This window comes from Ponticoccus litoralis (assembly GCF_039769985.1).
Taxonomy (GTDB): domain Bacteria; phylum Pseudomonadota; class Alphaproteobacteria; order Rhodobacterales; family Rhodobacteraceae; genus Ponticoccus; species Ponticoccus litoralis.
This window is the reverse complement of record NZ_JBDNCH010000002.1, coordinates 541,909-559,679: the sequence shown is the minus strand read 5'-3', so window position 1 is coordinate 559,679 and position 17,771 is coordinate 541,909. Positions and strand designations below refer to the sequence as shown.

General features: G+C 69.4%; 11 protein-coding genes, 1 tRNA gene and 9 pseudogenes. 14 read left to right on the top strand and 7 right to left on the bottom strand.

The genetic code is table 11. The features are described 5' to 3' along the window. Window positions 1–150 precede the first annotated feature (150 nt). Window positions 151–438: pseudogene (locus tag ABFB10_RS03700) on the bottom strand (response regulator); the annotation flags it as partial. 112 nt (window positions 439–550) lie between these two features. Between ABFB10_RS03700 and ABFB10_RS03695 the strand changes: the two are divergent. Continuing rightward, window positions 551–836, top strand: a pseudogene (locus ABFB10_RS03695) (DUF3572 domain-containing protein). Next, window positions 833–1,534 carry an HAD family hydrolase gene (locus tag ABFB10_RS03690; protein ID WP_347165460.1) on the top strand — a complete coding sequence of 234 codons (702 nt, stop codon included), beginning with the start codon at window positions 833–835 and terminating at the stop codon, window positions 1,532–1,534. Before ABFB10_RS03695 ends, ABFB10_RS03690 begins: the two are co-directional and overlap by 4 nt. A 193-nt stretch (window positions 1,535–1,727) precedes the next feature. On the opposite strand, the pseudogene ptsP reads toward ABFB10_RS03690, so the two are convergent. The 6 genes and pseudogenes from ptsP to ABFB10_RS03660 form a co-directional block, all read right to left on the bottom strand. Beyond that, window positions 1,728–3,970 (bottom strand): annotated as a pseudogene (gene ptsP / locus ABFB10_RS03685) (phosphoenolpyruvate--protein phosphotransferase). Window positions 3,971–4,326: 356 nt separating this feature from the next. After that, entirely contained in the window at window positions 4,327–5,586 is a 1,260-nt protein-coding gene (locus ABFB10_RS03680; protein ID WP_347165459.1) for an aspartate kinase, read from the bottom strand. Window positions 5,587–5,694: 108 nt separating this feature from the next. Continuing rightward, window positions 5,695–6,147 carry an SgcJ/EcaC family oxidoreductase gene (locus ABFB10_RS03675; RefSeq protein ID WP_347165457.1) on the bottom strand — a complete coding sequence of 151 codons (453 nt, stop codon included), beginning with the start codon at window positions 6,145–6,147 and terminating at the stop codon, window positions 5,695–5,697. 4 nt (window positions 6,148–6,151) lie between these two features. Then, complete coding sequence (locus ABFB10_RS03670) at window positions 6,152–6,577, bottom strand: DUF1178 family protein (protein ID WP_347167926.1); 426 nt, start codon at window positions 6,575–6,577, stop codon at window positions 6,152–6,154. 747 nt (window positions 6,578–7,324) lie between these two features. After that, window positions 7,325–7,867 (bottom strand): annotated as a pseudogene (locus ABFB10_RS03665) (glycosyltransferase N-terminal domain-containing protein); the annotation flags it as partial. Window positions 7,868–8,281: 414 nt separating this feature from the next. Next, window positions 8,282–8,356 (bottom strand) — tRNA-Thr (locus tag ABFB10_RS03660). Between the two features lie 131 nt (window positions 8,357–8,487). On the opposite strand from ABFB10_RS03660, the gene ABFB10_RS03655 reads away from it, so the two are divergent. The 12 genes and pseudogenes from ABFB10_RS03655 to ABFB10_RS03600 all read left to right on the top strand — a co-directional run. Beyond that, a complete protein-coding gene (locus tag ABFB10_RS03655) occupies window positions 8,488–8,652 on the top strand; it encodes a hypothetical protein (RefSeq protein ID WP_347165456.1) in 165 nt (54 codons plus the stop codon). Between the two features lie 9 nt (window positions 8,653–8,661). Further along, a complete protein-coding gene (gene murA, locus ABFB10_RS03650; protein ID WP_347165455.1) occupies window positions 8,662–9,933 on the top strand; it encodes a UDP-N-acetylglucosamine 1-carboxyvinyltransferase in 1,272 nt (423 codons plus the stop codon). After that, window positions 9,930–10,394, top strand: coding sequence for a DUF2948 family protein (locus ABFB10_RS03645; protein WP_347165453.1), 465 nt, complete (start codon window positions 9,930–9,932; stop codon window positions 10,392–10,394). Before murA ends, ABFB10_RS03645 begins: the two co-directional genes overlap by 4 nt. Before the next feature lie 247 nt (window positions 10,395–10,641). Next, window positions 10,642–11,955: a histidinol dehydrogenase gene (hisD, locus tag ABFB10_RS03640; RefSeq protein ID WP_347165452.1), complete on the top strand. Its 1,314-nt coding sequence runs from the start codon at window positions 10,642–10,644 to the stop codon at window positions 11,953–11,955. 199 nt (window positions 11,956–12,154) lie between these two features. After that, window positions 12,155–12,629: pseudogene (locus tag ABFB10_RS03635) on the top strand (UPF0262 family protein); the annotation flags it as partial. Between the two features lie 6 nt (window positions 12,630–12,635). Beyond that, a complete protein-coding gene (locus ABFB10_RS03630) occupies window positions 12,636–13,079 on the top strand; it encodes an arsenate-mycothiol transferase ArsC (RefSeq protein ID WP_347167925.1) in 444 nt (147 codons plus the stop codon). Window positions 13,080–13,258: 179 nt separating this feature from the next. Then, window positions 13,259–13,657 carry a ketosteroid isomerase-related protein gene (locus ABFB10_RS03625; RefSeq protein WP_347165450.1) on the top strand — a complete coding sequence of 133 codons (399 nt, stop codon included), beginning with the start codon at window positions 13,259–13,261 and terminating at the stop codon, window positions 13,655–13,657. Continuing rightward, a pseudogene (locus ABFB10_RS03620) lies at window positions 13,657–14,239 on the top strand (GNAT family N-acetyltransferase). Before ABFB10_RS03625 ends, ABFB10_RS03620 begins: the two are co-directional and overlap by 1 nt. A 294-nt stretch (window positions 14,240–14,533) precedes the next feature. Next, window positions 14,534–15,418: pseudogene (locus ABFB10_RS03615) on the top strand (carbon-nitrogen hydrolase family protein). A gap of 89 nt (window positions 15,419–15,507) precedes the next feature. Then, window positions 15,508–15,726 (top strand): translation initiation factor IF-1, encoded by a 219-nt coding sequence (infA, locus tag ABFB10_RS03610; protein WP_023849011.1) that lies wholly within the window; start codon window positions 15,508–15,510, stop codon window positions 15,724–15,726. A 442-nt stretch (window positions 15,727–16,168) separates the two neighbouring features. Continuing rightward, a pseudogene (locus tag ABFB10_RS03605) lies at window positions 16,169–16,757 on the top strand (Maf family protein). Then, window positions 16,754–17,761 (top strand): annotated as a pseudogene (locus ABFB10_RS03600) (ribonuclease E/G); the annotation flags it as partial. The pseudogenes ABFB10_RS03605 and ABFB10_RS03600, both read left to right, overlap by 4 nt. Window positions 17,762–17,771: the final 10 nt, after the last annotated feature.

The window sequence follows — 17,771 nt, the reverse complement described above, 5'->3', positions numbered from 1 at the left end:
GCTGCCCGCCTCGGCCAGGCCGAAGGCGCGCCGCGTGTCCTCGCGCAGTTCAAGTTCCGCCTCGGCGTTGCGTTCCCGCAGAAGCGCGCGCAGGCGGGCCAGCATCACCTTGTCCTCGAAGGGGCGCGACAGCACCTCGTCGGCACCGGCGGCGAGCGAGGCCAGGCGCTCTGCCGGGTCGTCGCCGTCGTGCAGGATCACCACCGGGGGCGCGGCGCGCGGGTCGCGCCGGCGCAGGTCGGCGCAAAGTGCAGGGCCGGTCATGTCGGGAAGCGCGGCGGCACTCAGCACGAGGTCGGGCATGGCTGACCGCACCGCGGCAAGGGCCGCGGCGCCGCTGGCCGCCTGCGTCACCTCGTAGAAGGCGGCGGACAGCTTCACCCGAAGCACAATGCGGTTGGTCGGCACGGCGTCGACGATCAGGATGCGCCCTGTCATGGCTTCCGGCTGCTCCTATTCCGCGCCGCGGCACCGGCGCTGCCCTTGCACTTTCGATCACGCTCAGATTTGATGAAGAATGGTTAAGAAACCCTTTCGAGAACTGAATCAAATGACGATGTCGCGGGAAACCGCCGAAACCACGGGCCTGCAGGCGGTGGCACTGGCTGGCGGGCAACGAAGAGCTTCTGCCGGTCTTTCTTGGGGCCACGGGCGCCAGCGAGGCGGACTTCCGCGCCGGGCTGGAAGATCCCGCCTTTCAGGGCTCGGTGCTGGACTTCATCCTGATGGACGATGCCTGGATCACCGGCTTCTGCGACGCGGCGGGGCTGCGTTACGACACCCCGATGCAGGCCCGCGCGGCGCTGCCCGGCGGCGAGGCGGTGCATTGGACATGAGGCGCAGCATCGCGGCGGTTCTCTTCGACAAGGACGGCACCCTTTTCGATTTCGGCGCAACCTGGGACGGTTGGGGCATGCGGGTGATCGAGGACCTGTCGGCGGGCGATACCGAGCACGCCCGCGATCTTGCCCTGACGGTGCGCTATGATCTTGCTGCCGCGCGGTTCCTGCCCGACAGCCCGGTGATCGCGGGCACCAACCGCGAGGTCGCGGACTGCCTGTTGCGGGCGCTGCCGGGCTGGACGGCGGCCCGCGTCGAAGAGCGGCTGGTGGCCCATGCGGCGGCGGCGCCGCTGGTCGAGGCGGTGGCGCTGGTGCCCTTCCTGGCCCTGCTGTCGGCGCGCGATCTCGACCTTGGGGTGATGACCAACGACGACGAAGCCGTGGCCCGCGCGCATCTGGCCGAGGTCGGCGTGGTGAACATGTTCGACTTCATCGCGGGCGCCGACAGCGGCTTTGGCGCCAAGCCCTCTCCGGCGCCGCTGCTGGCCTTCTGCCGGGCGGTGGGCGTGGCGCCGGGACAGACGGTGATGGTCGGCGACAGCACGCATGACCTGAAGGCCGGGCGCGCGGCGGGCATGCTGTGCGTGGGGGTGCTGACCGGCGTTGCGGGCCGCGAGACGCTGGCGCCCCTGGCCGATGTGGTGCTGCCGGACGTGGGCCACCTGCCGGACTGGCTGGACGGGCGGATCTGAGAGCCGGGCGATGCGGGGGGCGGCCCCCGGCTGCCGCGCGCCAGAGAGAGGCCGTGATGTCACGCCCCGGGGCAGGGCGCCGCCGGTGCCCCGCACCGCGAAGCCCGCGCGGGGGGCATGACCAGCCACCGGGCGCGGCGCAGCGCGCCACCCCGTCACCAGTCGGTCAGGCGCGCAGGCCTCTCAGGATCGTTCAGGAATTGTCGCGCAGGTAGTCCATGACCGGCCCGCGCACGGATTGCTCGCCGCGCGCGAAGGCCTCTTCAATGACGTCGCGGATCTCGGACAGGCGGTAGCGCATCAGCAGCGACTTCACCGGCCCGATGGAGGCGGGCCGCATCGACAGCGTGCGGATGCCCATGGCGGCAAGGCACAGCGCCTCGACCGGGCGGCCCGCGTCTTCGCCGCAGAAGGACAGCGGCGTGTTCGAGGTCTCGCAGCGCTCGACGACAAGGCGCAGGAACGACAGGAACGACTGGTTCAGCGTGTCGTAACGGCGGCGCACGCGCTCGTTCTCGCGGTCGGCGGCGAAGAAGAACTGCTTCAGGTCATTGCCGCCGATCGACACGAACTCGACCTCGTCGAAAAAGCGCTGCGGCGCATAGGCCAGCGAGGGCGTTTCCAGCATGGTGCCGATCTCGACCCGCTCGGGCACGGTGTGGCCCAGCTTCTGTTCGCGGGCCATGACCTTTTCAAGCTCTGCCCGGGCGTGGATGAATTCCTCGTACTGCGCGATGAAAGGGAACATCAGCGTCAGCGGGCGCCCGTTCGCGGCCCGGATCAGCGCCTGAAGCTGCATGCGCATCACGCCGGGACGATCCAGCGCCACCCGGATCGCGCGCCAGCCGAGCGCCGGGTTGGGCTCTTCGGTGGGCTTCATGTAGGGCAGGACCTTGTCCGAGCCGATGTCCAGCGTCCGGAAGACCACCCGCTTGCCGCCCGCCGCGTCCAGCACCCGGGCATAGATTTCGGCCAGCTCGGTGCGCTTGGGCATCTTGTTGCGGACAAGGAACTGCAATTCGGTCCGGAACAGGCCCACACCCTCGGCACCCGAGCTTGTCAGCGACGGCAGATCGGCCATCAGCCCGGCGTTCATCAACAGGTGGATGCGCTGGCCATCGGCGCTGACGCACTCGGCTTCGCGGATCGAGCTGTAGCGTTCCTGCGCCTTGGCCTGCATCGCCAGCTTGTCGCGGAAGGCGTTGACCACGGTATCGTCGGGGCGCAGGTGCACGATGCCCTGATCGCCGTCGACAAGGATCTGGTCGCCGTTCAGCGCCTCGTTGGTGATGCGCTCGGCATTGATGATCAGCGGGATCGCCAGCGCCCGTGCGACGATGACGGCATGCGAGCCGACAGAGCCCTCTTCCAGCACCACGCCGCGCAGCTTGCGGTTATAGTCCAGCAGGTCGCCGGGGCCGATGTTGCGCGCCACCAGGATCGGGTTCTCGGGCATTTCCGACCCGGTTTCGCGCCCCTGTCCGGTCAGGATGCGCAGCAGCCGGTTCGACAGGTCGTCGAGGTCGTGCAGCCGCTCGCGCAGGTAGCCGTCGGTGACCTGGCTCATGCGGGCGCGGGTCTGGCTTTGCTCTTTCTCGACCGCCGCTTCGGCTAGAGGCCGCGTCCGATGTCCTCTTCCATCCGCCGCAGCCAGCCCTTGGAGTTGGCGAACATGCGGTAGGCTTCCAGCACCTCGACCTGGTCGCCCTCGCCGATCGAGGCCCCGGCCAGCATCTGGTCGACCGAGACGCGCAGGCGGTCCACCGCCTCTTGCAGGCGGGTCAGCTCTGTCTCGGGGTCGTCAGCGACGAGGTTGGTCACCACCACGCGCGGCTCGTGCAGCCAGACGTGGCCCATGGTCGCGCCCTCCTGCCCGGTGCTGCCGCGGAACAGCACCGCCTGCGTGTGGCGCTTTTCCATCGCCGCGCCTTCGCCGACGAAGGCGCCAAGCTCGGTCATCTCGGCCAGCACCATGGCCACGACTTCCAGCGCGTAGATCTCGTCGTCCGAGAACTGGCGGGCCTGTTTCGACTGCACGACCAGCACGCCCAGCTTTTCGCCAAGGCGCTGGATCGGGACGCCGAGGAAGCTGGAATAGATCTCTTCGCCGGTCTCGGGCATGAAGCGGAAGCCCGGTTCCGAAGGCGCATCGGCGGCGTTCACGGTCTTGCCGCTGCGGGCGACCCGACCCACCAGGCCCTCGCCCAGCTTCATGCGGGTTTGATGGACGGCGGCGGCGTTCAGGCCCTGCGTGGCGCAGAGCTCGAGCGTGTCGGCATCGCGGAACAGGTAGATCGAGCAGACCTCGGTGCCCATGGAATCGGCGGTCAGATGGGTGATCTTGTCCAGCCGCGCCTGCCCGGCGGCATCCTCGGCCATGGTGTCGCGCAACCGGTCGAGCAGCTTCCTGCTTTCGCTTTCCAGAGTATGTGCCATCGGCTGCCCTTGGTCCCCCGGTTGCCAGCTATAGGCGAGTAGGCGGGGGTAGGGAAAGCGGAATGCTTGGATTCACGGGGGATTTCGCACCGGGATGGCGCGGGGATGGGCAGGCGGGCGGTCCTGTTCCGCCCATGGAGGCGCCTGCGGCGGGCGGCGGAGCGAGGGGCCGGCCCCTCGCGCTCCCCGGGATATTTCGGGACAGAAGAAGGAGCGGCGCCCCGGTTTTCTGCCGTCCGGGGGTATCCCCGGGGGCATTGTCGCGCCATGGAACCGGGAGGTCATGGCGCGGGGCAGGCCCCCGGGCCGGAGGGCCGCCGAAACCGGGTGACGCTCAGGCCGCCCCCGGGCTGCCTTCAGGCGACCTTGTCCAGTCCGAAGGCGTCGTGCAGGGCCTGCACCGCAAGCTCCATGTACTTGCGTTCGATCAGGACGGAGATCTTGATCTCCGAGGTCGTGATGACCTGGATGTTGATGCCTTCGTCCGAGAGCACCTTGAACATCTGCGCCGCCACGCCCGCCGCCGAGCGCATGCCGATGCCTACGACCGAGACCTTGGCCACATCGGTTTCGATGGCCAGCGTCTCGTAGATCAGCTTGCCCGCGGCCTTGGCGTCGCCAAGCGCCTTCTCGGCGCGCTTCACCTGGTTCACCGGGCAGGAGAAGGTCATGTCCGTCACGCCTTCGGTATGGCCCTTGTAGTTCAGTTCGGACACGTTCTGCACGATCATGTCCACGGTCACGCCGGCATCCGCCAGCGTGCCGAAGATGCCCGCGGCGATGCCCGGACGGTCCTCGACGGTGACGAGGGTCATCTTGGCCTCGTCACGCGAATAGGCCACACCGGCCACGACATTCGATTCCATGATTTCCTCCTCGTCGCAGACGAGCGTTCCCGCCTCGTCGGACTGTTCCTCGAAACTCGACAGCACCCGCAGGCGCACCTTGTAGCGCATCGCCAGCTCGACAGAGCGGGTCTGCAGCACTTTCGCCCCCAGAGAGGCCAGTTCCAGCATCTCCTCGAAGGAGATACGGTTGAGCTTGCGCGCCTTTTCGCAGATGCGCGGATCGGTGGTGTAGACGCCGTCCACATCGGTGTAGATGTCGCAGCGTTCCGCGCCGAAGGCGGCGGCGAAGGCGACGGCGGTGGTGTCCGAGCCGCCCCGGCCCAGCGTGGTGATCCGGCCCTCGGGGCTGATGCCCTGAAAGCCCGCCACAACGGCGACCCGCATGCCCTCGCCGAACTTGGCGGAGATGTTCTCGGTGGGGATCTCCTCGATCCGGGCATTGGCATGCACGCCGGTGGTCACGACCGGCACCTGCCAGCCCTGCCACGACCGTGCGGGCACATCCATGTCCTGCAGGGTCAGCGCCATCAGCCCGGCGGTCACGTTCTCGCCCGACGACACCACGGCGTCGTATTCGCGCGCGTCGAACAGCGGCGAGGTCTCTTCGACGAGTCCCACCAGCTTGTTGGTTTCGCCCGACATGGCAGAGACGATGACGATAACGTCGTAGCCTTTGGCCACTTCGACGCCAACGCGTTTCGCGGCGCGGCGGATGCGGTCCGGCGTGGCAACCGAAGTGCCGCCGAATTTCATGACGAGAACGGGCATGGGGCGGGTCTTTCCTGACAAGATCGCGCGCGATTTACGCAACTGTCGGATAAGAGGCAAGCCTTTTGGACAGAAAGGGGGCCGGTTCCGGGGCGGACGGTACGGGCGTCAGGGGGCGCGGTAGTCCGTCGGCGTGATGCTTTCCCCCTGTGCGACATGGGTTTCCTTGCCGGGCTGGACCTCGGTGTTCTGGGCCGAGACGGCCTGCCAGCCCTTGGGGCCCCGGGCCATGACGAAGCACAGGATGGTCTGGCGGTCCCCGGCGGCGCTGCCATCGGGGGCGCGCTGGCCGCGCAGGGTCAGGCGGCAGCGCACCAGCGCGTGATCGGGCCCCAGGGCGCGGGTCTCGGTCCGGCCCACATGCAGGGTGGTCTGTGCAAAGAAGCTTTTCAGCGCATAGTCGTGCGGTTGGGCGATGGCCGCCCGCCCGTGCCACCACAGCCCGGTGACATTGACGAAATCGCCGTCCTCGGCAAACAGCGCCGCGATCTCCGCGCCGGATCGCGCCTGCCATGCCGCGACAAAGGCCGCGACGATGTCCCCGGCGCGCTTCAGCGCCACCGGCTCAGTTGCTCTTGCGGGTCGGTACGAAGGGCAGGGGCGCGATGGGAATGCCGTCCTCGACCAGCGCCTCGGCCTCTTCGCCGCGTGCCTCGCCCCAGATCGCGCGCTCGGGCGCATCGCCCTGATGCATGGCGCGGGCCTCTTTCGCGAAATTGCGCCCGACGTAGTCCGAGGTCTTCTCGACATGGGCCTTGAGGGCCGCAAGCGCCTGTTCCGCCGCAGTGCCGGGGCTGCGCAGCGGTTTCGGCGGCTCTGCCGCCTCGGTGCCGTTGACGCGGGGCGCCATCAGCGCCTTTTCCACGGATTCCGAGCCGCAGACAGCGCAGGCCACGAGGCCGGCGGCCTGAAGCTTGTCGAAGGCGGCAGCGGACTGGAACCAGCTGTCGAAGCGGTGGCCCTCTGCGCATTTCAGGCTGTACTGGATCATCGGCCCGATTTCCCTGGCTATCTGTTTGAAAATAAGGATTCCGCGGGCGCGATCAAGGTGAACTATGCGCGCGGCAGATGGTCGGCGAGAAGGTCGCACAGGGTCGAGGCATCCGCCTGCGGGCGCAGCGCTTTCTGCGCCGCCTCTCCGGCCCGGGCACGGGCCTCGGGGGCGGAGAGGGCGCGCAGGGCATCGGCCGAGGGCCACGCCATCCGTAACCGTCACCGAGGCCCCGGCCTGTGCAAGCCGCTCGGCGGCGGTGGTGAAGTTGCGCATGTCCGGCCCGTGCAGCAGCGCCGCGCCGAAGGCGGCGGGCTCGTAGGGGGTATGGCCGCCACGGTCGGTCAGGGTGCCGCCGATGAAGACACGCCCGGCGCTGGCGTACCACAGCGCCATCTCGCCCATGGTATCGGCCAGGTAGACCTGTGCGCCCTGCGGGTCCTGCCCCAGGCTGCGCCGCGCCAGCGTCAGGCCGCGCGCGTCGACCAGCGCGGCAATGGCATCGGCCCGCGCGGGATGGCGGGGGGCAAGGATCAGGCGCAGCCCGAGGTCCTGGTCCTGCGCCAGGAGGGCGGCATGGGCGTCGAGCACCGCCGCCTCCTCGCCCTCGTGGGTCGAGGCGGCCAGCCAGGTGCGGGCGCGGTCGAAGGCGGGGGCCTCGGCGGGTGGCGGCGCGGTGTAGAAGGCCTTGAGGTCGACGGTCGGGCCGAGAACCTCTTGGGACAGGCCAAGCGCCAGCAGGCGCCGGGCGGTGCCGGGGTCCTGCGGCACCACGAGGTCGAGCCGGGTCAGAAGGCGGCGGGCAAGGCGGGGAAAGCGGCCCCAGATCCCTGCGGAGCCCGCGCTCAGGCGGGTGCCGAGGCCGATCACCGGGCCGGGACACAGCAGGATGCGGTTGGGCCAGAGTTCCGATTCGAGCGTGACATGGGCGCGAACCGTCCAGTCGCGGCAGGTGCGCCGGGTGGTCGCCGCAAGATCCAGCGGCGCGGGCCGGACGCTGGTGCGCGGCAGCGCCCAGCCCTGCGCAAGCGCCAGGCCGGTGGCGGTATTGGCGGTGATCAGCCAGCGCAGGTCGGGCCGGGCCGCGACAAGCGCCGCCAGCACCGGTCGGGCCGAGGCAAGTTCGCCGTTCGAGGCGCCGTGCAGCCAGACATGCGGGCCCGGCGCCGGATCGGCGACGCGCAGCCTTGCGCAGGCCGCCGCGCGCCCGCCAGCGCGCGCCGCCCGAAACAGGGTGATCAGCGCGAAGAGGCTGGCGAGAAGGCGATAGAGCAGCACGGCGGCACCCATTCTGGCGGCGGTCTGTCGGGGCCATACGGGGGCGGCGACCCCCTTGGCAAGTCTCGCGGGGGCGGGGGCATCGGCGCGGGCCGCTGCGGGTTTGGCTGGCGGGTCGTCCGTCCGGCTGAAAACATCGTGAGGTCGACAGCGGCGCTGGGTGGGCGTTGGGCCCTGCGCCGGTTGCCGGCCGCGCCCGGGGGCCGCGGCTGAGGTCAGGGGCGTTTCAGAATCCCGCACCATGCGCAGGAGGCTCTGCACCGGGGCCAGCCGCATGGGCGCATGGGGCCCCCGGATCCTGACGCGGGCCTCGACGGTTTTCTTTTGCGATGAAGGCCCTGAGCTGCGGTCTTCACGCGATGGATCAAGCCGCAGGTGGCCGCCGGGGGTGTGCCCGGCAAGGCGGTAGTAGTGTCTGGGGGATAATGGTGCTGCTGGAGAGAATTGAACTCTCGACCTCTCCCTTACCAAGGGAGTGCTCTACCTCTGAGCTACAGCAGCGCCGTGGCGGGGCTGATAGACCCAATTTTCGGACCGCGCAAGAGGGCGAGCGAAAAAATCTGAACGGCTTTGCCGGGGAACGGCAGGGCGCAGGCTGGACCCGGTTTCGGCCCTGCGATACAGGAGAAGGCATGGATGGCAAGCAGGGCAAGAGCGGGCGGGCAGCGCCCGCGTCGCGGGACGAGCGGCTGAAGGCGGCGCTGAAGGCGAACCTTGCCCGCCGCAAGGCCCAGAGCCGCGCGCGGCAGGCGCCGAAAGCCGCCGATGCAGCGGATACCGAAAACGACAAGGACTGAGAGGCAGGCATGGATTCCATTCTGGTGACGGGCGGCAACCCGCTGAACGGCGAGATTCCCATCGCGGGCGCGAAAAACGCCTGCCTGACGCTGATGCCGGCGACGCTGCTCAGCGAAGAGCCGCTGACGCTGACCAATGCGCCGCGGCTGTCGGACATCCGCACCATGACCCGGCTGCTCGAGTCGCTGGGCGCCGAGGTGACGGCGCTGAACGAGGGCCGCGTGCTGGCGATGTCCTCGCATGGCGCGATCTCGACCCGGGCCGATTACGACATCGTGCGCAAGATGCGGGCCTCGATCCTCGTGCTGGGGCCGCTGCTGGCGCGTTTCGGCCATGCCGAGGTCTCGTTGCCCGGCGGCTGTTCCATCGGCGCGCGGCCCGTGGACCTGCACCTGAAGGCGATGGAGGCGCTTGGCGCCGAAATGGACCTGCGCGACGGCTATGTCTATGCCAAGGCGCCGACGGGCGGCCTGAAGGGCGGCATCGTCGATTTCCCGCTGGTCTCGGTGGGCGCGACGGAAAACGCCCTGCTGGCGGCGGTGCTGGCCAAGGGCACCACGGTCCTGAAGAACGCCGCGCGCGAGCCCGAGATCGTCGACCTTGTGCAATGCCTGCGCAAGATGGGCGCGCAGATCGAGGGCGAGGGCTCTTCCGAGATCACCATTCAGGGGGTCGACCGGCTGCACGGCGCCACGCATGGCGTTGTCACCGACCGGATCGAGCTGGGCACCTACATGCTGGCGCCGGCGATCTGCGGCGGCGAGGTGACCTGCCTTGGCGGGCGGATCGAACTGCTGTCTGCCTTCTGCGAGAAGCTGGACGCGGCGGGGATTTCCGTCACCGAGGGGCCGCGCGGGCTGACGGTGGCGCGCAAGAACGGGCGCGTGAAGGCGGTGGACGTGGTGACCGAGCCTTTCCCCGGCTTCCCGACCGACCTGCAGGCGCAGATGATGGCGCTGATGTGCACCGCCGAGGGCACATCGGTGCTGGAAGAGAAGATCTTCGAGAATCGCTTCATGCATGCGCCGGAACTGATGCGCATGGGCGCCCGGATCGAGGTGCAGGGCGGCCATGCCACGGTGACCGGGGTCGAGCGGCTGCGCGGCGCGCCGGTCATGGCGACCGACCTGCGGGCCAGCGTGTCGCTGATCCTGGCCGGGCTTGCGGCAGAGGGCGAGACTCTGGTGAGCCGGGTCTACCACCTCGACCGGGGCTATGAGAACGTGGAACAGAAGCTGTCGGCGCTGGGGGCGCGGATCGAACGGGTGAAAGAGGCATGACAGAGGATGCACGGTTCGAGGATGCCGGCGGGCGGGCGCTGAACCTTGGGGCGCTGGACGCCGATGATCTGGACGTGATCTCGGCGCTGGCGCAGGACGCGGTTCTGCCGGTGACCGAAATCCGCTGGCAGAAGCGGGCAAGGCGGCTGGGCCTGCTGGTGAACCGGCTGCGGCGCGAGGATACGCCGCGCGGCGCGGTCGAGCGGGTGCAGGCGCTGCTGGTGATCGACAACGTGCTGGGCGTCTCGAGCCAGGGCATCGACCGGGAAGACCGCGACCTGGTGCTGTCGGTGCTTTCCGTGAGCTTCGAGCCGGGCGAGGCACCGGCGGGCGCGGTTGTCCTGACGCTGGCGGGCGACGGCGCCCTGCGCGCCGAGGTCGAGGCGCTGGAAGTGACCCTGAAGGATGTCACCCGGCCCTATGTGGCGCCCTCCGGCAAGCTGCCCGACCACGGCGCCTGAGCCGCTATCGCCGGTTCGGTCCGGTTCGGGCGAGGGGAGGGGCGGTCCTCCGGGCGCGCCCCGACCGCGCGGCCCTGCGGCCCCGCGGCGGCCCACCCTCCAGCCACGCCCCGGAGTTCATCGGGGACGGGGGTGTTTGGGGCAGCCGCGCAGTCAGGTATTTGGGCCAAGAAGAAGCCCGGGGCGCTTGAGGGTTTGCGGCCTGCGCGGTACATCGCCCCGGATCTTGCCGCGAAGGAGGCCCGTCATGCCCGTTTTCCTCGATACGTCCGATGCCGGTTTCGAGCATGGCTTCGCCACGCTTCTGTCGGCCAAGCGCGAGGACAGCCCCGATGTGGACGACGTGGTGGCCGGGATCATCGCGGAGGTGCGCGCGCGCGGGGATGCAGCCGTCTGCGACCTGACCGGGCGCTTCGACCGGCTGTCTCTGACGCCTTCGGAGCTGCGGTTTTCGCCGGAAGAGATTGCCGCGCATGCGGCGCGGGTGCCGGAGGCGGAGCGTGTGGCGCTGGAACAGGCGGCGCAGCGCATCCGGGCCTATCACGTGCGCCAGATGCCCGAGGATGCCTGGTGGACCGATCCCGAGGGCGCCGGTCTGGGCTGGCGCTGGACGCCGGTGTCCGCCGCCGGGCTTTACGTGCCCGGGGGGCTGGCCTCTTACCCCTCGTCGGTGCTGATGAACGCGGTGCCGGCAAAGGTCGCCGGGGTGGAGCGGCTGGCGATCTGCGTGCCGACCCCGGACGGGGTGGTGAACCCCGCCGTCATGCTGGCGGCACAGATCGCCGGGGTGGACGAGGTCTACCGGGTCGGCGGCGCGCAGGCCATCGCGGCGCTGGCCTATGGCACGGAAAGCATCGCGCCGGTCGACAAGATCACCGGGCCGGGCAATGCCTTCGTGGCGGCGGCCAAGCGCCGGGTCTTCGGCAAGGTGGGGATCGACATGATTGCCGGGCCGTCGGAGATCCTGGTGATCGCCGACAGCGACAACGACCCGGACTGGCTGGCGCTGGACCTGCTGAGCCAGGCCGAGCATGACGAGAGCGCCCAGTCGATCCTGATCTGCGACGACGCGGAGTTCGGGCGGCGGGTGGTCGAAGCTGTCGAGGCGCGGCTGGAGACGCTGGAGCGGCGCGCCATCGCGGGGGCCTCGTGGCGCGACTTCGGCGCGGTGATCGTGGTGCGCGACCTGGAGGAGGCCGCGGCGCTGTCGAACCGGATCGCGCCGGAGCACCTGGAGCTCTGCGTGGCCGACCCGGAGGCGCTGGCCGCGCAATGCGTTCACGCCGGGGCGATCTTCCTGGGCGCCTGGACGCCCGAGGCCATCGGCGATTACGTCGGCGGGCCGAATCACGTGCTGCCCACGGCGCGCTCTGCCCGGTTCTCCTCTGGCCTGTCGGTCCTGGATTTCCTCAAGCGCACGACCCTGGCCCGGATGTCGCCCGAGGCCCTGGGCGCCATCGGCCCGGCGGCGGAGGTGCTGGCGCGGTCCGAAAGCCTCGAGGCGCACGGGCTGAGCGTCACGGCACGGCTGCAACGGCTGAACCGCGGGACCGGGGGCTGAGGTCCTCCGCCCCGTTCCGTCCCGGCCCGTCCCGCCGTTGCCTTGCTGTCCCGAATGCCGGGGGCGCATGCGGGCGGAGGACCGCGAAACCGACCTTCGTATGACGTGACAGGGCGGAAAAACCTGCATAACGCAGTCATCATATTGTCATCGCCTTCCGTGGCACTGTACGATTGCTGCACCTGCGAAAGGCTCGCCCATGTCACATATCGCCCAAATCCAGCTGGACGACGCAGAATCTGCCGCCTCCGACACCGGAGATCGAACAGGAGCGCCGGGTCGCCATGTTCGACCTCATGGAGGAAAACCGTTTCGCGCTTCCGGCGCGCGGCGACCGGATTGTGCCGCCCGGCCCCTACAACCTCGGCCTGTCGATCCGTGACAAGCGGCTGGTCTTCGACGTCATGACCGGGCAGGGTGAGAAGGCGGCGGAGTTCCACCTTTCGCTGTCGCCGTTCCGGCAGGTCGTGAAGGATTACTTCCAGATCTGCAAAAGCTACTTCGACGCGGTCAAGACCGCCGCGCCCAGCCAGATAGAGACCATCGACATGGCCCGCCGAGGCATCCACAACGAAGGCGCGCGCATCCTGCAAGAGCGGCTCGACGGCAAGGCCGAGGTGGACGACGCCACCGCGCGGCGGCTGTTCACGCTGGTCTGCGTGCTGCACTTCGGGGCTGAGTTGGGCGGACTGCCGCAATCCGTGCTCTTTGCCTGCGACCACAATGCCGTGCGGTCGCCCATGGCCGAGGGCATCATGAAGAAGCTGTTCGGGACAGAGGCCTACGTGCAGTCGGTGGGGGTGCTGAACGATCTCGAGATCGACGGTTTCGCCATTGCCGCCTGCGAGGAGATCGGCGTGCAGCTTGCCCGCCACCGGTCGCGGTCCTTCGAAGAGATGGAAGAGATGGGCGAGGCGCTGTCGGGCTTCGACGTGATCGTGACCCTGTCCCCGGCCTCGCAGCGCCGCGCGCTGGAACTGACGCGCTACTACCATCTGTCGGTGGAATACTGGCCGGTCATGGACCCGACCGGCATCGGCGAGACGCGCGAGCAGAAGCTGAACGCCTACCGCCAGACCCGCGACCAGCTGGTGCAGCGGATGAAGGGCAGCTGGTCCGCCTGAGCCGCCCGCCCCCCTTCGCAAACCGGGTGGAAGCCGCTTGCAAGCGGCTTTGGCGCCCGCCCCGGGCGTACCCGGCAAAACCGGCAATTGCCCCTTTCGGCTGCCTTGCGCGGCCCCCGGGCCGAAGGCATGGTCGCGCGCGGCTGGCCAGGCGAGCGCCCGTGCAGACAGGAGAGACCATGACCGCCAAAGACACCATCCGGCGCTATTTCGATGCCTTCAATGCGGGCGACACCGCAGAGATGCTGGCCTGCCTCGACCCGGAGATCGAGCACCACGTCAACGAAGGACAGATCCGCAGGGGCACCGGGAAATTCGCCGAGTTCTGCGACCACATGAGCCGCTGCTACCGCGAAACCCTCACCGAGATCGTGATCTTCGCCAACGGGGACGGCACCCGCGCCGCCGCCGAATTCATCGTGAACGGCACCTATCTCGAAACCGACGCCGGCCTTCCGGAAGCGAAGGGGCAGACCTACCGCCTTCCCGCCGGCTCCTTCTTCTCGCTGAAGGACGGCAGGATTTCCCGCGTGGTGACCTATTACAACCTCGGGGACTGGGTGCGTCAGGTCTCATGATGCGGGTCGAGGTCCTCACCGGCGCGGCGCTCGACGCCGCGCTCGACGATGTGGCGCGGCTGCAGATCGCGGTCTTCCGCGCCTTCCCCTATCTCTACGATGGCTCGCTCGACTACGAACGCACCTATCTCGAGACCTACCGCAGCAGCCCCGGCGCCGTTCTGGTCGGCGCCTTCGACGGCGAAAGGCTGGTGGGCGCCTCCACCGGCACCCCGATGGCGGATCACGCCGAGGATTTCGCCGGGGCCTTCGCCGGGCAGGATCTCGACCTGACGACGCTTTTCTACTGCGCCGAATCGGTGCTGCTGCCCGAGTATCGCGAGCAGGGGCATCGGCCACCGCTTCTTCGACCTGCGCGAGCACCACGCCCGCGCCCCGGGCAAGACTCACGCCGCCTTTTGCAGTGTCTCCCGCCCCGCCGACCACCCGCTGCGCCCGGAGACCTACGCCCCGCTCGACCCGTTCTGGCGCAGGCGCGGCTATGCCCCGCTGCCCGGCGCGGTGGCACAGTTCCGCTGGAAGGATATCGACCGGACCAGCGAAACGGACCACCCGCTGCAATTCTGGATCCGCCGCCTGTGATCCGCTCGTCCCCGGATGTGAACAAGCGCCGCGCCAAGCCGATGCCCTGCGCGTGCCCGCCGTCGTCCCGGCGCCCCGCCGCGCCTCCAGCCCGCGCGACCCGGCCAGCCGCCCCTCGTCCCGGCTTGCCGGGGTCACGCGCCCTGCGCTTCTTCTTGGCCCAAATACCTTTTGCGCGGCCCGCCATACGCGAGCGGTCGGCGCGGGGCCACCCGGGCCCCCATCCTGCAGCAGAGGCACATCCGTCTTCTCTGCACAAAGCCCCACCTCCGCCCTCGCCACGGGAGACCCGGCATGAAGATCGCCACCGCCGCCTACCAGACCTCCTACCTCGCCTCGTGGCAGGACTATGCCGACAAGATCACCGACTGGGTGTCCGAGGCCGCGGGGCAGGGGGCCGAGCTGCTGGTCTTTCCCGAATACGGCGCGATGGAGCTGGCGACGCTCTCGGGCCGCGAGGCGGCGCTGGATCTCGAGGCCTGCATCCATGCCACCGCCGCGCGCATCCCCGACGCGGACGGGCTGCACGCCGAGCTCGCGGCGCGCTTCGGGGTCCATATCCTTGCCGCCTCGGCCCCGGTGATCGACGAGACCGTTGCACCGCGTCCGGTCAACCGTGCGCGCCTCTTCACCCCCGGCGGCGCGGTGGGCGTGCAGGACAAGCAGATCATGACCCGCTTCGAACGCGAGGACTGGGGCATCCATCCCGGCGGGCCGCTGCGCCTTTTCGACACGGCCACTGGGCCGGATCGGCATCCTGATCTGCTACGACAGCGAGTTTCCCCTGCTGGGCCGCGCGCTGGCCGGGGCCGATATCCTGCTGGTGCCCTCGGTGACCGAGGCGCTGGCGGGCCATACCCGGGTGCGCGTCGGTGCCCGCGCCCGGGCGCTGGAAAACCAGTGCCTTGCGGTCATGTCCTCGGTGGTGGGCAAGGCCGACTGGTCCGAGGTCATCGACGTCTCGGTCGGGCGCGGCGCGGTCTTCGGCCCGCCCGATACCGGCTTTCCCCCGATGGCATCCTCGCGCAGGGGGAACTCGACCGTCCCGGGTGGTGTTACGCAGAGGCAGACCCCGGCCTGATCGCCCGCGTGCGCTGTGATGGCGTGGTGCTGAACCGTGCCCATTGGCAGGACCAGGAGGGCCGGGATACGCCCCCCGCCGTCACGGCTTTGCGATAGGGCGAGTTGGGGCTTGAATTTAAGGTTCTGTGGGCGCATATAGGCCCGCGCCCCGCGACAGAGCGCGGGGAGCAGATTCAGGAGAGACCATGGCCAAGGAAGACACGCTCGAATTCCCCGGTGTCGTCAAGGAACTCCTGCCGAATGCGACGTTCCGGGTCGAGCTTGACAACGGCCATGAGATCATCGCGCACACGGCAGGCAAGATGCGCAAGAACCGCATCCGCGTTCTTGCAGGCGACCGGGTTCAGGTCGAGATGACCCCCTACGACCTCACCAAGGGCCGGATCAACTACCGGTTCAAGTAAGCTGCCATCACGGCAGGACGGACAGCGGTCGGGCCCTTGGGCCGGGCCGCTTTTTCGTGTCCGGCCTCAGGGGCGCGCTGCCCGGAACCGGCAGGCCGCGCCGCGCGTCGTCGGGTCGTGGATCCTCGCCCGGCGGTGGGTCTTGGCGGAGCGCCGGGTGCTCTCCGGGCGGTGGGTGCTCGCAGAGCGGTGGACTGTCGCGCAGCGCGTGTTCTCCATGCGCAAGACCTTCGCGTAGCGTCGGCTGTCCCCGAGCGGTCGACAGGGCGCTCCGAGATACCCGCGTGGCCCGTCATCCGGGCCAGGTCCCGGGGCGCGCGCGATCCCGCACTCGCCCGCAGCGCCTTCGGCGGCAGGGTGGCGCGGCCCGGTCCATCCGCCCACCGCCCCCGGATCGCGCCCCGCATTGCCCCGCCTGCGCCGACGCGCTAATCCCTGCCGCATGACACAGCGCCCCCGACTCATCCTTGGCTCCGGCAGCCCCCGGCGGCGCGAATTGCTCGCCCAGCTTGGCATAACTGCTGACGACATCCGTCCGCCCGATATCGACGAGGATCCCGCGAAGGCAGAGCTTCCGCGCCCCTATTGCGTCCGCCTCGCGCGCGAGAAGGCGCTGGCGATTCCCTCTGATGCGGGTGAGATCGTGCTGTCGGCTAGACACCACCGTCGCTCTGGGGCGCCGCATCCTCGGCAAGCCCGAAGACGCGGAGGAGGCGCGGCGCTTCCTCGACATGCTTTCGGGCCGTCGTCACCGCGTGATCACCGCCGTCGCGGTGCGGCGGGGCGACCGGATCTGGGAACGCGACGTGGTCACGCAGGTCAGGATGAAGCGCCTCTCGGACGAAGAACGCGAGAGCTACATCGCTACCGAAGACTGGCGCGGCAAGGCGGGCGGCTACGGCATTCAGGGGCCTGCGGGCGCGCTGATCCCGTGGATCTCGGGATCGTTCACCGCCGTCGTGGGCCTGCCGCTGGCGGAAACCGCCAACCTGCTGCGGGCCGCAGGCTATCCCATGGGAGAACAGGCATGAAGGGCAGCACCATCGCTTTGGATCAGTGGCAGGGCCGCGAGGCCGCGGCGCTGATCACCGACGGACAATTGCAGGACCTGCTGATCGACACGGACCTGCCGCGTCCCGGCGCCATCTACCGCGCCGTCGCCGAACGCCCCATGAAGGGGCAGGGGGGGATGTTCCTGAAGACCCCGGACGGCAATGCCTTCCTGCGGCAGGTCAAGGGTCTCTCGCCCGGCGAACCCCTGCTGGTCATGGTCACCGGCTACGCCGAGCCGGGCAAGGCGATCCCGGTCACCCAGCGCCTGCTGTTCAAGTCGCGCTACGCCATCGTCACGCCGGGCGCGCCGGGCATCAACATCTCGCGCGCGATCAAGGACGAGGACATCCGCGATGCGCTGCACGAGGTGGCGCATGACACCCTGCAGGAACGCCCGCTGCCCGAAGGCGCAGGCCTCATTCTGCGCTCCTCCTGCGCCGAGGCCGAGGAGGACGCGATCATGGACGATATCCTCGCCATGGTCTCGCTGGCCGCGCAGGTGCTGGCGGATGCCAGCGGCGGCGCAGAGCTTCTGGTCGAGGGCGACGGCCCGCACGCGCTGGCCTGGCGCGAATGGCCGGTGGCCGATGTGGACGAGGGCGAAGGCGCCTTCGAGCGCCATGGCGTGACCGAGATGGTCGAGGCGTTGAAGGGCCCGCGCGTGGATCTGCCCGGCGGCGGCCACATGATGGTCGAACCCACCTCGGCGCTGGTCGCGGTGGATGTGAACACCGGCGGCGACACCTCTCCGGCGGCGGGGCTCAAGGCCAATATGGCCGCCTTCCGCGACCTGCCGCGCCAGCTGCGGCTGCGCGGCCTTGGCGGGCAGGTGCTGATCGACCCGGCGCCCTGTCCCAAGAAGGACCGGCGCCAGCTGGAACAGGCGCTGAAGGCGGCGCTGAAACGCGACACGGTGGAAACCATCGTGGCGGGCTGGACGACGCTGGGCCTTGTCGAACTGCAACGCAAGCGCGACCGTGTGGCCGTCAGGG